16 protein-coding genes are annotated in these 18,248 nt (G+C 75.5%); 4 read left to right on the top strand and 12 right to left on the bottom strand.

Annotated features, from left to right (window positions below; all coding sequences use genetic code 11):
• Window positions 1-18: 18 nt before the first annotated feature.
• Window positions 19-213 (top strand): antitoxin, encoded by a 195-nt coding sequence (locus ACFP3U_RS19520; protein ID WP_380226849.1) that lies wholly within the window; start codon window positions 19-21, stop codon window positions 211-213.
• A 73-nt stretch (window positions 214-286) separates the two neighbouring features.
• Here ACFP3U_RS19520 and galE read toward each other — a convergent pair whose 3' ends face one another.
• From galE to ACFP3U_RS19500, 4 genes are all read right to left on the bottom strand, one after another.
• Complete coding sequence (gene galE / locus ACFP3U_RS19515) at window positions 287-1,306, bottom strand: UDP-glucose 4-epimerase GalE (RefSeq protein WP_380226848.1); 1,020 nt, start codon at window positions 1,304-1,306, stop codon at window positions 287-289.
• Between the two features lie 138 nt (window positions 1,307-1,444).
• Complete coding sequence (locus tag ACFP3U_RS19510; protein ID WP_380226847.1) at window positions 1,445-2,068, bottom strand: hypothetical protein; 624 nt, start codon at window positions 2,066-2,068, stop codon at window positions 1,445-1,447.
• Window positions 2,069-2,186: 118 nt separating this feature from the next.
• A complete protein-coding gene (locus tag ACFP3U_RS19505; RefSeq protein WP_380226846.1) occupies window positions 2,187-4,529 on the bottom strand; it encodes an RICIN domain-containing protein in 2,343 nt (780 codons plus the stop codon).
• Window positions 4,530-5,153: 624 nt separating this feature from the next.
• Window positions 5,154-5,645, bottom strand: coding sequence for a hypothetical protein (locus tag ACFP3U_RS19500; protein WP_380226845.1), 492 nt, complete (start codon window positions 5,643-5,645; stop codon window positions 5,154-5,156).
• A 596-nt stretch (window positions 5,646-6,241) separates the two neighbouring features.
• Between ACFP3U_RS19500 and ACFP3U_RS19495 the strand changes: the two genes are divergently transcribed.
• Window positions 6,242-9,238, top strand: coding sequence for a cytochrome P450 (locus tag ACFP3U_RS19495; RefSeq protein ID WP_380226844.1), 2,997 nt, complete (start codon window positions 6,242-6,244; stop codon window positions 9,236-9,238).
• Window positions 9,239-9,323: 85 nt separating this feature from the next.
• Here ACFP3U_RS19495 and ACFP3U_RS19490 read toward each other — a convergent pair whose 3' ends face one another.
• The 7 genes from ACFP3U_RS19490 to pdxR form a co-directional block, all read right to left on the bottom strand.
• Window positions 9,324-9,533 (bottom strand): DUF6126 family protein, encoded by a 210-nt coding sequence (locus ACFP3U_RS19490; RefSeq protein WP_380226843.1) that lies wholly within the window; start codon window positions 9,531-9,533, stop codon window positions 9,324-9,326.
• Window positions 9,530-9,922 (bottom strand): ArsR/SmtB family transcription factor, encoded by a 393-nt coding sequence (locus ACFP3U_RS19485; protein WP_380226842.1) that lies wholly within the window; start codon window positions 9,920-9,922, stop codon window positions 9,530-9,532. The genes ACFP3U_RS19490 and ACFP3U_RS19485 overlap by 4 nt, the downstream gene beginning before the upstream one ends.
• A gap of 123 nt (window positions 9,923-10,045) precedes the next feature.
• On the bottom strand, window positions 10,046-10,912 hold the full coding sequence (locus ACFP3U_RS19480) for a hypothetical protein (protein ID WP_380226841.1): 867 nt from the start codon (window positions 10,910-10,912) through the stop codon (window positions 10,046-10,048).
• A 122-nt stretch (window positions 10,913-11,034) separates the two neighbouring features.
• Window positions 11,035-11,496, bottom strand: coding sequence for a hypothetical protein (locus ACFP3U_RS19475; RefSeq protein ID WP_380226840.1), 462 nt, complete (start codon window positions 11,494-11,496; stop codon window positions 11,035-11,037).
• Window positions 11,497-11,751: 255 nt separating this feature from the next.
• Window positions 11,752-12,579: a nucleotidyltransferase domain-containing protein gene (locus ACFP3U_RS19470; protein WP_380226839.1), complete on the bottom strand. Its 828-nt coding sequence runs from the start codon at window positions 12,577-12,579 to the stop codon at window positions 11,752-11,754.
• Between the two features lie 262 nt (window positions 12,580-12,841).
• Window positions 12,842-13,861: a glycoside hydrolase family 3 N-terminal domain-containing protein gene (locus ACFP3U_RS19465; protein WP_380226838.1), complete on the bottom strand. Its 1,020-nt coding sequence runs from the start codon at window positions 13,859-13,861 to the stop codon at window positions 12,842-12,844.
• A gap of 130 nt (window positions 13,862-13,991) precedes the next feature.
• Complete coding sequence (gene pdxR / locus ACFP3U_RS19460; protein ID WP_380226837.1) at window positions 13,992-15,587, bottom strand: MocR-like pyridoxine biosynthesis transcription factor PdxR; 1,596 nt, start codon at window positions 15,585-15,587, stop codon at window positions 13,992-13,994.
• Between the two features lie 28 nt (window positions 15,588-15,615).
• Here pdxR and ACFP3U_RS19455 point away from each other — a divergent pair, with 28 nt between their 5' ends.
• Window positions 15,616-16,482: a methyltransferase domain-containing protein gene (locus ACFP3U_RS19455; protein ID WP_380226836.1), complete on the top strand. Its 867-nt coding sequence runs from the start codon at window positions 15,616-15,618 to the stop codon at window positions 16,480-16,482.
• Window positions 16,483-16,600: 118 nt separating this feature from the next.
• On the opposite strand, the gene ACFP3U_RS19450 is transcribed toward ACFP3U_RS19455, so the two are convergent.
• On the bottom strand, window positions 16,601-17,107 hold the full coding sequence (locus tag ACFP3U_RS19450; RefSeq protein ID WP_380226835.1) for a MarR family winged helix-turn-helix transcriptional regulator: 507 nt from the start codon (window positions 17,105-17,107) through the stop codon (window positions 16,601-16,603).
• Between the two features lie 99 nt (window positions 17,108-17,206).
• On the opposite strand from ACFP3U_RS19450, the gene ACFP3U_RS19445 reads away from it, so the two are divergent.
• Window positions 17,207-18,181, top strand: coding sequence for an EamA family transporter (locus ACFP3U_RS19445; RefSeq protein WP_380226834.1), 975 nt, complete (start codon window positions 17,207-17,209; stop codon window positions 18,179-18,181).
• The last annotated feature ends 67 nt before the right edge of the window (window positions 18,182-18,248 follow it).

Below are 18,248 nucleotides of genomic sequence, written 5' to 3'. Positions count from 1 at the left end.
CGAACTGAAGGGCCATCAATGTTCGAGCACCTCAAGAACCGCGCCGACAAGGCCGCCGACCTCGCCCGCGAGCGCAGCGGCGCGATCACCCAGGGGCTGGACAAGGTCGCCGAGGTCGTCGACGGCAGGACCGACGGCAAGTACGGCGGCCACATCGACACCGCGACCGGCAAGGCCAAGGACTTCGTCAACGGGCTCGACGAGTCCAAGTGACCTCGGCGCGGCGGAGCCCGACCCGGGTCGGGCCGGGCTCCGGGGCGGACTCCAGGCCGGGCTTCGAGCCGGGTCAGGCGGTGGCGGACAGCCGGTCGATCCACCGGGCGCGCCAGGCGAGCGCGTCCTCGACGCCCTCGGCGATGGTCCGGCGCGGTGCCCAGCCGAGGAGTTCGCGCGCGGCGGTCACGTCGCTGTAGCAGCCGAGGACGTCGCCGGGGCGCGGTTCGGCCTCGCGGACGTCCAGCTTCTCGCCGATCGCCTGCTCGAAGGCGGTGACCAGTTCGCGGACGGTGGTGCCGTCACCGGTACCGATGTTGACGACGCGGTAGCGCTCCGCCGCCCCGGGCCGGACGACCTCGTCGAACCGGACCAGCGCCGCGACGTGCGCCTCGGCGACGTCCTGGACGTGGATGTAGTCCCGGATGCCCGAGCCGTCCCGGGTGTCCCAGGCGACCCCGGTGATGGTGAACGGGGTGCCGTTCACGTGCGCCTCGATCAACTTGCCGAGCGCGTGGCTCGGTTGGAGGTCCTGGAGGCCGGTGCGCAGCTTCGGGTCGGCACCGATCGGGTTGAAGTAGCGCAGGGCGACGACCCGCGTCCCCTCGGCGTCGGCGCCGCGCGTCCAGTCCTGGAGCACCTGCTCCATCATCTGCTTGGTGCGCGCGTACGGGCTGTTCGCGTCGACCGGGCTGGTCTCGTCGACGCGGCCGGTCGGGGTGGGCCGGTAGATGGAGGCGGAGCTGCTGAAGACCACCCGGGTACAGCCGTTGCGCTGGAGCGACTCCAGCAGGTCGACGGTCTTGCCGACGTTCTCCCGGTAGTAGAACAGCGGCCGGGCGACCGATTCGGGGACGACGATCCGGGCGGCGCAGTGCAGCGTCGCGTCGATGTCGGGGTGCTCGGCGAAGATCCGGTCGACCAGCGCCGCATCCGCGATGTCCCCCTGGTAGAAGACCCGGTCCTCGACGAACTCGGCCCGGCCCTTGGAGAGATCGTCGAGGATGACCGGGGTGATGCCCGCGTCCAGCAGCGCGGACGCCACGGTGCTTCCGATGAAGCCTGCCCCGCCGGTGATCAGTACCTTCCGCACGATCCGCATGCTCCCTCGTTCTCGGACGGGCACCCGGTGGCGCCCGTTGGAGGCGAGGACGAGCGGTTCGCACCCGGTGGTTCCCCGGAGGGCGAAAGTGCCGCCTGGTCACGGGCGGGCGCGGGTGCGGCGGACGGCTCAGGAGCGCCCGGTCCGGCGGCGCAGGCGAAGGCCGACGGCGACCAGGGCGACGGCCGCGACGGCGGTGCCGACGGCGGCCCAGGTGGCGAGGTCGGAGTCCCCCGAATCGGCGTTCTCGGCGGAGGGGGAACTCGCCTGGGTCACCTGGGCGGAGGGCGTCGCCACGGTGGTGGTGGTCGGCGTGGGGGTGCCAGCGGTGATGGGTGCCGTGGTGGGCGTCGGCAGCGTCGGGTCGGAGATCACTGCGGCCTCGACGTCGAGCTCCCGCTCACCGTGCCCGAGCGAGGGGAACGCGCAGTCCACCGCGATCCGCCAGTGGCCGGCCGGCAGGAACTCCCGGGTGGTGTACGTCCCGGGGCGTCCGGGCACGGCGACCAGCCGCCACGGCCCGGCCGCCCGGCCGTCGGCGGAGGTCGCGGAGAGCGTCCCGGCGAACTGCTCGGTGACCGGGTCGTGGTCGTTCTCCCAGGTGGCGACGGTGGTGACGTGTCCGTTGTCCAGGCCCGCCACCTCCAGGTGGACGGTGTCACCGTGCGCGGCGGCGGGGTCGGCGGACACGGGTGCGAGCACGACCGCCGCGGCGAGGGCCAGGACGGTGGCGGACTGACGGGTGCGGGGCATCGCGGAACTTCCTCGTGGAGTGGAACGGGCCGGGTGCGGCCGCCACCTCGTCGGTGGCGGCCGCACCCGGCTCAGGTGCCAGGTCTGATCCCAGGACCCGGGCGTCAGTACCCGGGCGTCAGGCGGACTTCTGGAGGTTCCAGGACTGGTACGCCTGGCCGTTCGGCTTCTGCAGCTCCAGCAGCCAACCGCCGTAGTACCAGCGGTTGCTCGCCCCGAGGACGAGGTCCGAGCCCTCGGCGGTCAGGGTGGCCGCACCGCCGGAGGAGCCGACCCGCCACTTCTGGCCGGCCGCGTCCGAGCAGGGGCGCTGGGCGACGTACTGCCCGGCGACCGGGTTGCCGCCGAGCTGCAGGCACTTGTCCGAGCGGGCCGACTTGATCCGCAGCGTGCCGGAGCCCGCGTCCTCGAAGGTCCACCTCTGGTTGGCGTAGCCGGTGCGCTGGTAGGCGATGGCCACCGTGCCGTCGTTGAGCGCGCTGCCCCAGAGGTCGGCGGCCTGGCCGGTGAGGCCGTTGACCATGGTGTAGCGGGTGCCGGTCTGCGGCTTGCCCGGGTCGGCCGAGGTGCGGAAGGTGGTCGCGCGGCCCGGCTTGGAGACGGTGCCGGCGGCGTCCCGCACGGCCACCGCGACGGTGTACGAGGTGTCGGGCGCGAGCCGGACCAGGCTGACCGCGGTCGCCCGGACGGTGCCGAGCGCCTGGCCGTTGAGCAGCACGTCGTAGCCGGCCGCGCCGTTGACGGCGGGCCAGCTCAGCACGGCCGAGGTCTGGGTGACCTGGCTGACCGTCGTGGCCGGGCCGGTGGCCCCGCCGGTGGGCGAGGCGGTCGGGCTCGGGGTGGTCGAGCCGGTCGGGCTCGGGGTGCCGCTGCCGGTCGGCGAACCGGTCGGGGTCGGGGTGGCGGTCGGCGAGGCGCTGCCGGTGGGCGAGGCGGTCGGGCTCGCGGTCGGCGAACCGCTCGCGGTCGGGGTGCCGGTGGGCGTCGGGGTGCCGCTGCCGGTCGGCGAACCGGTCGGGGTCGGCGACGTGCTGCGGGTCGGCGAGTTCGTCGGGGTCGGCGAGCCGGTCGGGGTCCGGGTCGGGTCGGGCGTCGGCCCGGTGCCGCCACCGGCGATCAGGAAGCGGTTGTTGGCGACGTTCCAGTGCGTGGCGAGGTAGCTGCCCGGCGCCGGATTCGTGTGGTAGTAGTCGTCGTGCCGGCAGTCCAGGCGCATGTCACTGGCGTTGTCCGGGCAGACCGTCCGCATCGCCGGGTAGTTCGGGGCGTCCGAGTAGCACATGAGGTCCCACTCGTCGACGCAGTGGCCGGCCTTGCTGGAGTTGGGCGCGCTGTTGCTCACCGCGCCCAGGTTGTGGCCGAGTTCGTGCGCGGCGGTGTGGCCGCCCCAGCAGCCCGAGTCGCTCCGGCCGTACGAGGGGCCGAAGTTGCTCAGGTTGTCCTGGCCGGAGCGCTCGTCGCCGGCGAAGGTGCCGATGCCGCAGTAGACCTTGGCGTCGGCGAAGATCATGTACTTGCGGTCCTTGCGATTGAGGCCCTGGGCGGCGATCGCGCGGTTGCTGGAGTTGAAGTCGGCCATCTCGGCGTCGGAGATCTGGACGTTCAGCACCGAGGCGGAGCAGTCGGATTCGGTGACGAACCGGACGTGCCGGACGCCGCCGGTCTCCTGGGCGCTCGCGTTGTAGATGACGTCGACGTCGGCGGCCCACTTCTTGAAGGAGGCCAGGTACTGGGCGAACCGGTCGCTGCCCGGGGTGTGCACGTAGACCACCTGGACGCGGTTGCCGGTGCTGCCGTCGCCCTCGCAGACCACGGCCTGCCCGCCGGCGGCGGGCGTGGCGGCGGCCGCGCCGGAGTCACCGGCCGCGGCGGCCAGCAGCGTCTTCTGCCCGGCGTCCAGGACCGGTATCACGCCCTTCAGCAGGTCGGCGACGGCTGGCGGTCGGGCGTCGGCGGGGGGCGTCAGCACGGCGGGCTGGGCGACGGCGGCGGCCACCGGCGGGACGTCCTTGTGGATGTCCACGTCCTTCGGCGGCGAGTCCGGGCCGTGGCTGCACTGCTCGCCGCCGGTCACCTCCAGGGAGCCGGCGCAGCGGTCGCCGGCGGGCAGGTTGAGTCCCGCGTAGACCAGGCCGCGCTCGGGCTGGTCCTTGGGTATCTCCTTGATCGGCGCGGCCTTCTGGTCGCGCTTCGGCCCGGGGGCCCTGGTGGCGCTCTCGGCCGCCCCGGTCTCGCCCGTGCCGTCGTCGGCGATCGTGCCGGCCATCGCGCCGCCCGCGCCGTCGACCGATCCGGCCGCCGCGGTCGCCGCCGTCTCGCGGACCGCGGACGACTCCATGGCGGTGCTGATGCCCAGCCCGCCCACGACCAGTCCGGCCGCGACCGCCAGCGAGATCAGCGCCGTCCGCTTGCCCGTCCCTCGACGCCGCCGACGGCGGAGCTCCGTGCTCCGGTGCCCCATCGGGTGTCTCCTCTCCTCGTGCGAGGGTTCGGCCACCGCTCGGGGCAGTGGCCTGAACCTTCCGACACTCCGGAGACCGGACCGGACGGAGGGGATAACAAAAACCTCTTTTCGAAATTCGCGCGCCCGGGCGACGGGGTCGGCGCGGCCCGCGCGGTGGCCGGATCCGGCGACGGGTCGGGCGGTGACGCGGCGTCGGCATGGCGCGGGCGCGACGCGGGCGCGGGCTGGGCGCGGCGCGGGCCGGGAGGAGGGCGCGGGATCGCGGAGGGGCGCGGGGAGTCGGCACCGCGCGCACGGCGGCGCCGGGGAGCGCACTCGGGGGGTGTGCGCTCCCCGGCCGGGGTGGTGGCGGCCACCGCACCGGTGGTCCGCCAGTCCGGACTCCCGTTGCCGTGACGGGAATGCTAGACCTGCCCGAACGCCATTTCCAGAGCTCTGACCAGCTAATTTCCCGTCCAGGACATGCCACTTGAGCCCCGGGCGCCGCTCCGGCCCCGGGAGGCCCCACCGCTCCACCGCTCCACCGCTCCACCGCCCGCCGGGCGTGCGCCCCTCGGGGCGGGATCGACGCGGACCGGCCGGATCCGGTCGGCCTACCCCGATGCCTCGGCCCGCGAGCCCTCAGGCCGCGACGTCGAGCCGCTGCGTGACGAGCCGGGGGCTGCCCTGCCGGTGCAGCGCGGCGAGGCCGGCCGCGAGCCGCTGCGGGTCCCCGGCCAGCCAGAACCGCAGGGCGGCCGACAGGGCCGCGCTCGCCGGCCCGATCCGCAGCCCGCTGACCGCCGTGATCCGCTCACCGACCAGCGGGAGCAGATCGGCGACCGGCGCCGGCAGCCAGAGGGTCACCGCGCACGGCGCGGGCCGGGCCAGCACCCGCAGCAGCCGCAGCACACCCGCGTCCCCGGGCGCGGGCCCGGCGGGCAGCGGCGGCACCTCCAGCGCCTCCGACCGGACCGGGAAGGCCGGGAGGACGTGCAGGCTGGGGACGACGTCGATCAGGCCGTCCACCGCCACGTCCGACACGTCGGCGCCGTGGCCGCGCGCGAGTTCACGCAGCAGGGTCCGCTCGGCGGCCGCGATCCTGACGGTCAGCATGACTTCTTCGCAGTCCATGGTCCCCGTTCCCGTCCAGAGGTGAGGGTGTGCTCGTCCGTCGTCGGTCGTGTACCGGTCAGCCCTTGCCGATCATTACCTGCCCGTCCGTGAGGGTCCGCTACCGGCGTGATCAAGCCATAGTGACCGTCGTGGCGGCGGTACGGCATCCGGCCACGCCCGTCGCCGGGGTCGGTGTGGAAGACGAACGGCCAGCAGGTGAGCCGGAGTTGCCGGACGGCACCGAGGGGCTCCAACCCGGGCGTCGGGTGCGCGCGCCCGCCGAGCGTGCCGAGCGCCCGGGGGAGGCCGTCCCCGGTCCGCCCGGGCGCCCCCATCGGGACACTCCGGGCAGACCTTGAGGACACTCCACCGATGGGGTGATCCACCGGGGTACGGCGCAACGCTCACGGGACCGGCGCGTTTCCCATGACGTGCGCCCTCTGGCAGTGGCGCGCGCGGGGGCCTGCGTCGACAGGCCTCCGGAACCCGGCTGTCGCGGCGGCGGCTCCGGTGGTACCGCAACGCCGGACCGTTCAACCGGTCCGACACCCGACCGGTCGCGCCGGGCCGTCCCTCCGGTCCGCCCCCCGGTCCATCTGGTGAGAGGTGATGTCATGATCCTGTCGAACGAGACCCGCAGACCGCCCGCCCCGCCCAGAGCCTCCGCAACGACGGGGCCCCGCCCGGCCGTTCCGCCGCTCGCCCCCGGCGCCCTGCCCGGACTCGGCCACGTCCCGGCCCTGCTGCGGGACCCGCTCGGCTTCCTCGGCTCCCTCTCCCGGTACGGCGGCGTGGTCCGGATCCGCCTCGGTCCGCGCACGGTCTGCGTCGTCACCGACGCCGGCCTCGTCCACACCCTGCTGGTCGCGCTCGCCCACGACTGCCCGCGCGGCGCCGTCCAGGACACCCTCAAGACGGCCTTCGGCGACGGCCTGCTGATGTCCGAGGGCCGCGCCCACCGCGACCGCCGCCGGATCATCCAGCCCGCCTTCGGCCCGGACCGGATGGCCGACTACCTCGCCGTCATGCACCGGGTCGCCGAGGAGCGGGCCGGCCGCTGGCGCCCCGGGCAGGTCCTCGACGTGGCCAAGGAGATGAACCACCTCGCGCTGGAGATCGTCACCCGCGCGCTGTTCGACGCCCGGCTGAGCGAGGACGCCACGCTCGCCTTCCACCGGGCCCTGCCCGACATGGTGAAGGGGCAGATCGTCCAGTCGCTCTACCCGCACCCGGCCTTCGCCCGGCTGCCGCTGCCGGTCAACCGGCGGTTCGACGCGGCCGTCCGCGTGCTCAACCGGGTCGTCGACCAGGCCGTCAACGGCACCGGCGGCGGCCGGGGGCACGGCGCCCGCGGCAGCCACGGGGGCCCCGGCGGGCCCGGCAGTGGCCGGTACGGCGCCGCGTCCGGCGGCGGCTGCCCGATGACCGGGGGCGGCGGCCGGCGCGCCACCCTGCCCGCGCTGCTGCGCGCCGCCGTCGACCCCGCCACCGGCCGGCCGCTCACCGAGGCCGACGTCCGCTCCGAGGCGATCACCATGTTCGGCGCCGGCACCGAGACCGTCTCCACCACGCTCACCTGGCTGATCGACGAACTGGTCCGGCACCCCGACGTCGAGGCGCGCGTGCTGGCCGAGTTGGACGAGCACCTCCCGGCCGGCACGGTGCCCACCCCGGAGGCGCTCGCCCGGCTCACCTACACCCGCGCCGTCACCCAGGAGGTCGTCCGGCTGCACGCGCCGAACGCCTTCCTGATGCGCACCGCGCGGGTGCCGGTCGCGCTCGGCCCGTACCGGATCCCGGCCGGCACCGAACTGCTCTACAGCCTCACCGCCGTCCACCGCGACCCCGCCCTCTACCCGGACCCGCTCCGGTTCCGCCCCGACCGCTGGACCGGCACGACCGGCACCGGCGGCGCGGACGGCGCGAGCGGGGCCGGCGCCGCCCGCCAGGCGTTCCTGCCGTTCGGCGCCGGCAAGCACAAGTGCATCGGCGAGGCCTTCGCCTGGGCCGAGTTGACCGTGGCGGCCGCCGCCGTCCTGCGCCGCTGGCGCCCCACGGCCGTCCCGAGAGCGCGCGCCCGCGAGGTGGTCTGGACGACCGTCCAGGCCCAGGGCCTGCGGGTACGGCTCGCCCCGCGCGGCAGCCGGGCCCCGCACGCCCCCGGCACCCGCCGCACCCCCACGCCCGGCGGCCGGGACGACACGCCTGCCCGGTGCCTGCCGATCGCCGGCCCGCGCCGCCACGGCCCGTCCCCGGCCGAGACCGGACCCTCCGGCGCGGCTCCCCCGGCACCCAAGTCCCCCGCAACCCCCGCCGGCGGCACCGTCCCCGTCGAACCGCTGCGCACCGTCGGATCCGCCGGACCGCGCCGCTCGACGGTGCTCCCCGCCCGCTCGGCCTCCGGCCTCCGCCGGACCCCGGCCGCCGGACGCCCGCACACCACCGCCCTCCGGACCGCCGCGCGCACGGTCGCCCGCACCGCGTCACGCAGCGCCCAACGGACCGGCGCCGCCCCCCGGAGCGGTACCTCCGCAGCGAGCACGAAGACCGTCCGGCCGCTCACCACCCCCGGGCCCCTCGGCCTGCTCGGGCCGACCACCGCCGTCCCCCGGCCGCTCCCCCCGCTCCGGCCCGCGCCGGCGCTCCACCCCGGGACGCGCACCGCCCCCGACACCGCCCGGCCCACCCGGCGCACCGCCGAGGGTCCGCGCCCCCCGGCGGAGCTGCGGGCCGCCGCCGCCCGGCACAGCGACTGGGCGCTCGCCCACGGCCTGCTCGCCCCGGCCGACCTCGCGCGCTACCACACCTACGCGCTGCCCGAGCTGATCGGCCACTCCTACCCCCGTGCCCGCGGCGCCGAGTTGGACCTGCTGATCGACGTCCTCGGCTGGTTCACCATCCTCGACGACCGCTTCGACGGCCCGCCCGGCCGCGACCCCGCCCAGGCCCGGGCGATCGTCGAACCCCTGCTCGCCGTCCTCGCCGGCCGGCCCGTCCCCACCGGCACGCCCCAGCCCCAGTTGCTCGACGCCTGGCGGGAACTGTGGCAGCGCCAGAGCGCCCCCATGCCCGCGGACTGGCGCCGCCGCACCGCCGGGGAATGGCGCGCCTGCCTGGAGACCTTCCTCGCCGAGACCGCCCACCGGGCCGCCCGCACCCACCCCGACCTCACCGAGACCGTCCGGCTGCGCCGCCACGCCAGCTGCCTCTACCCGTTCATGGGCATACTGGAGCACGTCCACGGCGGTGAGGCTCCGGCCGCCCTGCACGCGGACCCCGCGCTGCACCGCCTGCGCGCGAACACCGCCGACGTGTCGACGCTGATCAACGACCTCTACTCGGCCGACCGCGAGGCACGCCAGAAGCTCGCGGCCTTCAACACCGTGCTCACCCTGCAACGGGTCCGCGGCTGCACCCGCGCCCGGGCCGTCCGCGCGGTCGGGAGCAGGATCGCCCGGCTGACCGCGGAGAGCGAGACGCTGCGCCGCCGGCTGCTGCTCCGGCACCCCGCCGGCCACTGGTACCTCGACGGCACTCGGGAACTCGTCGACGGCGTCTACGCCTGGACCAGCACCAGCCGCCGCTACACCGGGGAGGACACCCCGCGCTGATCCCGGCCGGCGACCGTCCGGAGGAGTCCGGCCCCGGGGCCGACCCGGGGCCGGACTCGGGGCCGAACTCGGGGTCGGACCCGGGTCACTTCCGGTCGCCGAGGGCGAACAGCAGCAGGACGAAACCCGCGAACAGGTGGGTGGCGAAGATGTAGACGCCCGCGCGGATCAGCATGGCCCTACGCCGTGCCTTCTCCTCCAGCGTCGCCCTCGCCTCGGGCATCGCCTGCTCGTCGGACATCGTCTGCTCCTCGGGCGTCGCCGCCGGCCCGCTCTCGCGGGGGTACTCGCTCATCGCTGACCCGCCCGCACGGCACCGGCACCGGTACCGGCGCCTGCACCAGCAGCACCACCGGCCTCCGGCGCCCGCAGCTCGGTGAGCAGCGCGCCCTGGTCGGTGATCAGCTCGGTCAGGATCCGCCGGGCGGCCCGCAGCAGCTCGGCGACGTCCGGCGTGCTGAGGGCGTAGACGACGGTGTTGCCCTCGCGGGTCGCCGTGACCAACTGGGTCCGGCGCAGGACGGCGAGTTGCTGGGAGAGGTTCGACGGCTCGATCTCGATCGCGGCCAGCAGCTCGCGGACCGGCCGCGGTCCGTCCTGGAGCAGTTCCAGGACGCGGATGCGGACGGGGTGTCCGAGCGTCCGGAAGAACTCCGCCTTCGCCTGGTAGAGCGGGACCGGCATCGTCCGTTCCCTCCCTGTATGTCGGTGGTGCGCGTATTGGTGGTGCGCGTGTCGGTGGGTGCCGTGGTTCGCCACCGGGTGGCGGGAAGCATCATCCTTCCAGATGAAGATTTCTTCAAGTCCTCATGGACGGGTGGCCGCCGCCGACGGCGCGGGCCGGGTGGCCGTCGCGGACGGCGTGGGCGGGGCGCAGACCGCCGCCGGGAACCGCGGCTCGACGCGCCGCACGCTGGCGCAGCCGTCCGTCGAGGCGGCGGTGGCGATCACCGACCAGCCCTCGGGCTTCGCGCGGAAGTACCAGCGCGCCGTGCGCCCATGGCTCTGACAGTCCGGTCCGGCCTCACCGCAGACCGGCCCGGTCGGGTAGGAGATGTCCAGCGCGAGCCAGCTCCCGTCGCAGCCGACCAGGTCCCACATCGAGTGCTTCGGCGAGTCGGCGTCCGCCATGGCCTGTTCGTACGAGCTCGGGGTGCAGCCGGTCGGCTCGGGGTCGCAGCCGCGCGGCCCGCAGCGGCGCAGGGCCGGCGGCACGGCGCCCTTGGCGGTGAAGACGTAGGAGGTGTTGATGAACACCTTCTGCTCACCGATCGGACCGGGCAGCGGCACGGTCGTGCTCCCCGGTTCCGAGCCGACGCAGCCCGACCGGGTGTCCGCCGAGCGGCTCTCGTAGGTGACCCGGACGTAGACGGTGCCGTTCTCCACGGTGTCCACGACGCCCTTGGCCCCGCGCGCGCAGTCCGGTGCGCCCGCCGACACGGGGAACTCGACCGCGAGCGCCCGTCCGTCGTCGGTGAGCCGGACGGCGGTGACGTCGGACGGTCCGACCTCCGTCCACGCCGGGCCCGCGCCGTCGCCGGGTCCGCCGCCGGACCCGGCGCCGTCGGTGGCCGCGCGGCTGCCGCAGCCGGCCATCAGCAGCAGGGCCGCCGACACCCCCAGCGCCCGCGCCGTGAGCCGTCCGGCGTTTCCGGCACGCAGGTGCCCGATCATCTTGCCCCCCGAGGTGCGGTCTTTCGTCCGCCCACCGTACCCGCGGGTAGAACGGCGCGGGCCCGGGGCCGTCCTCGAACCCCGGGCCCGCACCGCCCCGTCCTAGCGGTGGGCGCGCGTCATCAACACGGCACCACGACGTCGACGGTCACCGGCACCGGACCCCACGGGTAGGTGGCGACGCTGAAGCTGCCGCGCACGGTGGAGCCGCACGGCACGGTGCCGCCGACGCCGCGCACCTGGACGGTGCTGGCGGTGAACAGCGTGCGCCCGCTGACCGAGCCGAGCGACGGGCCGCCGACGACCTGGCCGGACAGGCCGGTGAGCAGCTCGACGGTCTGCGGCCACGGGCTGCCGGGGCTCGGCGGGCCGGCCAGGCTGACCTGCCCGTACAGCTGGACGCTGTCGCCGGTGACCTCGGCGCACACCTTGGTCGACAGTCCGGCCTGCAGGCCGGACGCGCCGCAGGTGACGCTGGTGGACGTGGTGGTGGCCCGGGCCGCGCTCGCCTCGGCCGGCACCGCCAGCAGAGCCGCCGCTCCGACGATCCCGGCCGCGGTCAGGGTGAGTCGGTTCATCCGCATGGTCCGCCCCTCCTCTTTCTCTCTTCGCCTACAAGGCGCTACAGGACCACATGTGACATTTCACATGTGGCATGACGTCAGCCTGGCATGCGATTCGAATGTGCAAAAGGATCACGATCCGAAGAGTTGATGATCGGACCGGAAACTGGCCTTCGATGGCGTGATCACCCGCCCTGGACGGCGCGATCAGGCCCCTGAGCGGCGGATCCGGCCACCTCGGCGGGAGCGCCCCCCCGGCCGCCGCTCCTCCGGCCGCTACTCCCCCAGCGGCAGCCGCCCGACGCCCAGGCGACGGGCGCTCTCGATGGCCATGCCCGTGAACGCCAGCGCGTCGGCCCGCCGGGTGAACGGGTTCGGGTAGAGCGAGCGGCGCCGCCCGCCGTCCCGGATCCGCAGGCACTCGTCCACGATCCGGTGCCACCGGTCGTCGAACACCGCCCGGGCGTACTCGCCGGCCCCGCGCTTCGAGGCGATCCGCCCGGTGGCCAGCGTGTAGTGCAGCCGGCTCACCCCGAGCACGCCCCAGGCCGGGCCCCCGGCGCTCAGACAGGCCAGCCCCGGACGGGACGCCAGCCGCGAGGAGCGCCGCACCCACGGGCGCCAGTACTCCTCCAGATTGCCGACCGCCCACGCGGCCAGCTCCCCCGGCGCGGTGTCGATCATCAGCTCCTGGGCCCGCGGGCCACAGAGCGTGACGCCGTGCTGGGCCAGCGTGTGCCAGAGCACCGGCGTGCGGCCGGTTCTCACCCGGCGCCGGACCGTCCCCCCGAACACGTGCGGCCCCGGCGCCGCCTGCGCGGGCGAACCCGCGAGTTCGTGCCAGGTCAGATAGGGGCCGTCGAACGCGGGGCGCGGATAGCGGACCGCCAGCCGGGCGTGCGCGCGCTCCACTCCCGCGAGCTGCGCCGCCGTCAGCGGTTCGGCGGAGACGGCCACGAAGTCGATGTCGCTCCGCGACGGGTGGAAGTCGCCCAGGGCGGTCGAACCGACCACGTACAGGCCCTCGACCAGCCCGGGCGCGGCGGCGTCGACCAGGGCCAGGTAGGCGTCGGCGATCTCGTGTACGAGAGGGTGCACAGTCACGGCGGCAAGCCTGCCATCAGGATGACCCTCCGTGTCCGCTCGTTTCCGTTAACGATCGGCGCGTGTTGGTCATCTGTGCACCCTCTTTGCGCCACCCTCACCCCTTTGCGCGCCACCCCCACGCCACCCTCGCCACTCGCGCCACCACGGGCGGGTGCGGACGGTGCCGGGCGCGGCCGGGCGGGCGTTGGAGAAGGCGGGCAGTGGCGGGCGGTGGCGCGTGTCGGCGGGCGGTGGCGCGCCGGTTCGGGGCGGCGGCGGTTCAGGGGCGCGCGAGGGAGGTGCGGAGGGCGTCGACGCGGTCGACGGCGTCGGCGAACTCGGTGGCGTCGAGCCGGCCGCTGTCCAGCGCGGTGGCGAGGGCCTCGACGGCGGCCTCGCCCTGCTGGACCTTGCGGCCGGAGCACAGCAGGAGGTCCATGCCGGCCTCGGCCGCCGCGACGGCCCGGTCCCCGGTGTCCCCGAAGGCGGTGAGGGCCTTGGCCTCCAGGGCGTCGGTGATGGTCACCCCGCGGAACCCGAGGCGCTTGCGCAACTCGCCCCAGACGACGGTGCGCGACAGCCCGGCCGGGTGGTAGGCGTCGAGGGCCGGGTAGACCGCCCACGACATCATGACCAGCCGGACGCCGGCGGCGACGGCGGCCCGGTACGGCTCCTCGCCCCGCGCCCGGAGCTCGGCCAGCGGGACGGACAGCACGACGGGGCCCTCGTCGGTGTTCTCCTCACGGGCGGCGGCGCCGAGCCCGGGGAAGTGCTTGGCGGTCGCGGCCACGCCGAGGCTCTGCTGGGCGGTGAGGAAGGCGGTGCCCAACTCGGCCACCACCTCGGGCTTCCGGCCGTACGAGCGCTCGAAGTGGTCGATGAAGTTGTCCGGTGTGTCGAAGACGTCCAGCACGGGCGCGAGGTTGACGTTCAGACCCGCGTCGACCAGGGTGCGGCCCGCTCCGGCGCCGGAGCGGGCCGCCTCGCCGGCCGGGTCGGCGGCGGCCCCGGTCTGCCGGGCGGAGAGGACCGGCTCCCCGGGCAGCCGGCGGACCTTCCCGCCCTCCTGGTCGGTCATCAGCAGCAGCGGGGCGCCTCCCGGGGCCTCCGCCGCGGCCTGCTTCAACTGCGTGACGGCCGCCTGGAGTTCCGCGGGCACGAGGGCGTTGTCCTTGAACAGGATGACGCCGGCGGAGCGGCCCGCACGGATGGCGTCGAGCAGCGCGGGCGGCGGGACGGCATCCGTGTAGGAGTGGACGACCCGGCGGCCGGCGAGCTGGAGCGATGCGGTGGTGGGCACGGGGGTGGTCCTCTCCCTGGGCGTGGTGGCGTCGTCGGGCTCGTCGGGCTCGTCGGGCTCGTCGCGACGGGGCCGGTCCTCGGGTCGGCGACGCGCCCACGGACGGGCCGGGGACGTGACACCAGCAGCCTCACCCCCGGAGCGGTGGTCCCGCCTCCCGGAGCAGCCGTCCGAGGACGGCGACGCCCTCCTCGATCTCCCCGGGCGCCCCGGCCGCGTAACCGAGGACCAGCCCAGGCGGGTGCGGCAGCCGGGCGTGCCAGGAGAGCGGATGCACCTTCACCCCGTGCGCCAGCGCCGCCGTGGCGAGCTCGGTGTCGGTGCAGCTCAGACCGGCCGGGAAGGTGAGCATCAGGTGCAGCCCGGCCGCCTCGCCGTGAACCACGGCGCCGGGCAGCCGGGCGCCGATGGCGGCGATCATCGCGTCGCGTCGGCGCCGGTGACGGGTGCGCAGCAGGCGCAGATGGCGTTCCAGGGCGCCCGACTCCATCAGCCGGGCGAGGACCAACTGCGGGAGCGCGGCGTTGCCGAGGTCGCTGAGCCGTTTGGCGTCGACCAGGCGGTCCCGGTAGCGGGCCGGGGCGAGCATCCAGCCGGTGCGCAGGGCGGGGGCGAGCAGTTTGGAGACACTGCCCAGGTAGAGGACCCGCTCGGGGAGGACGCCGCGCAGCGCGGGCACCGGCGGGCGGTCGTAGCGGTGTTCGGCGTCGTAGTCGTCCTCGATCACCAGCCCGCCCTCGGCCGCCCACTGGAGCAGCGCGCGCCGCCGGGCGCCGCCGAGCACCACCCCGGTCGGGAACTGGTGGGCGGGTGTCAGCAGCACGGCGCGGGCACCGGTGGCGCGCAGCGCGTCCACCCGGACGCCCTCGGCGTCGACGGGGACGGGCGGGGTGGCGGTGATCCGGTGGCCGAGGTGCTGGCGGGTGCCGAGGGAGCCGGGGTCCTCCACGGCGACCACGTCGAGGCCGTCCGCCCGGAGCACCTCGCCGGCGAGGGCGAGTGCCTGGGCGGCCCCCGCCACGACGAGGATCTCCCCGGGGTCGGCGCGGATGCCGCGGTTGCGGGCAAGCCAGTCGGCGACGGCGCGGCGCAGGGCGGGGGTGCCGCGCGGGTCGCCGTAGCCGAAGTCGTGGGCGGCGAGGTCGCGCAGGACGGCGCGCTCGGCGCGCAGCCAGGCGGTGCGGGGGAAGGCGGCGAGGTCGGGGACGCCGGGTGCGAGGTTGATCCGGGCGGGGGCGGTGCGCAGGGCGTCGAAGCTGGCGGGGACGGGTGTGCCGTCGAAGGGCGAGCCGTCGAACGGTGGGCCGGGCGGGGGCTCGGGCCGGGGCCGGGGCGGGCTCTGGGCGGCGGCGGCGCGGGTGGGCGCGGGGATCGGGGCGGACGGCGCGGGGGTGGGTGCCGGCGCCGGTGCCGGTGCCGGTTCCGGGGCGAGCGGGTCGACGACCACAGTGCCGCCCCGGCCCCGGCCCGCGATCCGCCCCTCCTCGGTCAGGCGCCGGTAGGCGTCGGTGACCACTCCGCGCGAGACCCGCAGATCGGCGGCCAGCACCCGGGTGGCGGGCAGCCGGCTCCCGACCGGCAGCCGGCCGTCGCCGATCGCCTGCCGGAGCCGCCGCGCCAGCCAGTCCGCGAGCCCGCCGGCGGGCGCCTCGCGGGGATCGAGCTGGAGGAAGTCGGCACCCGCCGTTTTGGACCTGTCGACCGGCCGATCATTGGACCTGTGCACCGGTCCATTCTGCCGGGAGGGTGAGGGCATGACGATCACCACCGGCGACTCCGCCTCCCCCGCGACCCCTCCGGCCCCCGCGCCCGACGACCGGGCCTACGTCCACGGCTACTCCCCCGCCGAGGCCCGGCGCCTCGGCGACCAGGCCGACACCCTCGCCGCCCTCCTGCACGCCGGCACGGCGTACCCGCCGGGCAGCCGGGTCCTGGAGGCCGGGTGCGGGGTCGGCGCGCAGACGGTCCACCTGCTGGCCGCCCACCCGGGCGTGCTGCTGACCGCCGCCGACATCTCGGCCGAGTCGCTGGCCCGGGCCCGGGAGCGGGTCGCCGGGCAGCTGCCCGAGGCCCGAGTCCGCTGGCACCACGGCGATCTGCACCGACTCCCCTTCCCCGACGGCGCGTTCGACCACGTCTTCGTCTGCTTCGTGCTGGAGCACCTCGCCGACCCGGCGGCGGCCCTGGCCGCGCTGCGCCGGGTGCTGCGCCCGGGCGGCACCCTCACGGTGATCGAGGGCGACCACGGCTCGGCGTTCTTCCACCCGCGCGGCGAGGCCGCGCAGCGGGTCGTCGACCACCTGGTCCGGCTCCAGGCCGACGGCGGCGGGGACGGCCTCCTCGGGCGGCGGCTGCACCCGCTGCTCACCGGGGCCGGGTTCCGGGACGTCGCGGTCGAGCCGCGCACGATGTACGCGGACGGCGCCCGGCCCGCGCTGGTCGAGGGGTTCACCCGGCGGACCTTCCTCGCGATGGTCGAGGCGGTGCGCGCCGACGCGGTCGCGGCCGGCCTGACCACCGCCGAGGCCTTCGACCGGGGCGTCGCCGAGCTGCGCCGCGCGGCGGAGCCGGGCGGAACCCTCCACTACACCTTCTTCAAGGCGGTGGCGGTCAGGCCGTGACCGGTCGCGGCGGTCACGCCGTGACCGGTCGGCCGCGGTGACGCGGGGTCACTCCGGGACCGGTCGGCCGCGGTGACCCGAGGTCACTCCGGGACCGGTCGGCCGCGGTGACCCGAGGTCACTCCGGGTCGTCCCCGAGGGTGCTGAGCACGACGCGCAGGGCGTCGACGAACGCGGCGGTCCGGGTCTCGTCGAGGTCGGCGAGGATGCGGCGCTCGGTCGCCAGGTGGTCCGGCAGCGCGCGGTCGATCAGGTCGTAGCCCTCCCGGGTGAGTTCGACCTCGCGGCTGCGGCCGTCCGAGCCGCTGGGCGTACGGGTGACCAGGCCGCGGGCCTCCAGCCGGTCGAGCCGCTGGCTGATCGCCCCGGAGGTGACCATCGCGCTCTGCATCAGGCGGGTCGGGGTGAGGCGGTACGGCGGGCCGCTGCGGCGCAGGGTGGCGAGCACGTCGAAGGAGGCGAAGTCGAGGTCGTGCCGGGCGAAGGTCTCCTTCAACTCGGCGTCGACCAGCCGGGACAGCCGCTTGAGACGGCCGATCACCTCCATCGGCGAGACGTCGAGATCGGGGCGCTCGGCACCCCACTGCTGCACGATCCGGTCCACATGATCCACGCGCTCTGCCATGCCTCCAGGGTAAACGATTCCTTAGCGGTGAGATACCTCACAGCGACCGCCCCGACGGCCCCTTGCGGAGATGCCTTAGCGCTGAGATATATTGGCTTAGTGCTAAGCAATCGACTCGCCATCGTGCTGATGACCGCCCTCGCCCCCGCGATCTGGGGCTCCACCTACCTCGTCACCACCGAACTGCTGCCGCCGGGGCGGCCGCTGCTCGCCGGGGTGCTCCGGGCCCTGCCCGCCGGGCTGCTGCTCGTCGCACTCACCCGCCGCCTGCCGACCGGCAGTTGGTGGTGGCGCTCGCTCGTCCTCGGCGCCCTGAACATCGGCGCGTTCTTCGCCCTGCTGTTCGTCGCCGCGTACCGCCTGCCCGGCGGGGTCGCCGCCACCGTCGGCGCCGTGCAGCCGCTGATCGCCGCCGGCCTCTCGGCCACCCTCCTCGGCGACCGCCTCTCGCTGCGCACCCTCCTCTCCGGCATCACCGGGGTGGCCGGCGTCAGCCTGCTCGTCCTGCGCGCCAACGCCCAGTTGGACGCCCTCGGCATCGCGGCCGCACTCGGCGGCGCGGTGGTCATGGCGACCGGCGTCGTCCTCTCCAAGCGGTGGGCCTCCCCGGCCCCGCTGCTCGCCACCACCGGCTGGCAGCTCACCGCGGGCGGTCTGCTGCTGCTCCCGGTCGCCCTGCTGGTCGAGGGGCCGCCGCCGTCCCACCTCACCGGCGAGAACCTGCTCGGCTACGGCTACCTGAGCCTCATCGGCGCGGCCGTCGCGTACGCCCTCTGGTTCCGCGGCATCCGCGCCCTCCCGCCGACCTCGGTCACCTTCCTCGGGCTGCTCAGCCCCGTGGTCGCCACCGCCCTCGGCTGGCTCGTCCTGGGACAGGACCTCTCGCCCGTCCAGGCGCTCGGCGCGCTGATCGTGCTCGGCTCCCTCGTCGCCGCCCAGACCCAGCGACCGCGCACCCCGTCGACGGTGGTGGCCGGCCGGCCTGTGGCCGAGCCGTCCGGCGTCGCCGCCCTCGCCGCCACCGTCGCCGGCACCGGTGACCGCGGCGACGGCCGGGCCCGCCAGACCGCCTGACCGCCTGACCGCCGGCCCGTCCGGTCCCTCCGAGCACACGTCCCTCCCTTCCTCCCCGCTCCACCCC

Source organism: Kitasatospora misakiensis (assembly GCF_042656005.1).
GTDB classification, from domain to species: Bacteria; Actinomycetota; Actinomycetes; order Streptomycetales; family Streptomycetaceae; genus Kitasatospora; species Kitasatospora misakiensis.
Note: the sequence above shows the minus strand (reverse complement) of the source record. Positions and strands in the feature narration are given on the sequence as shown.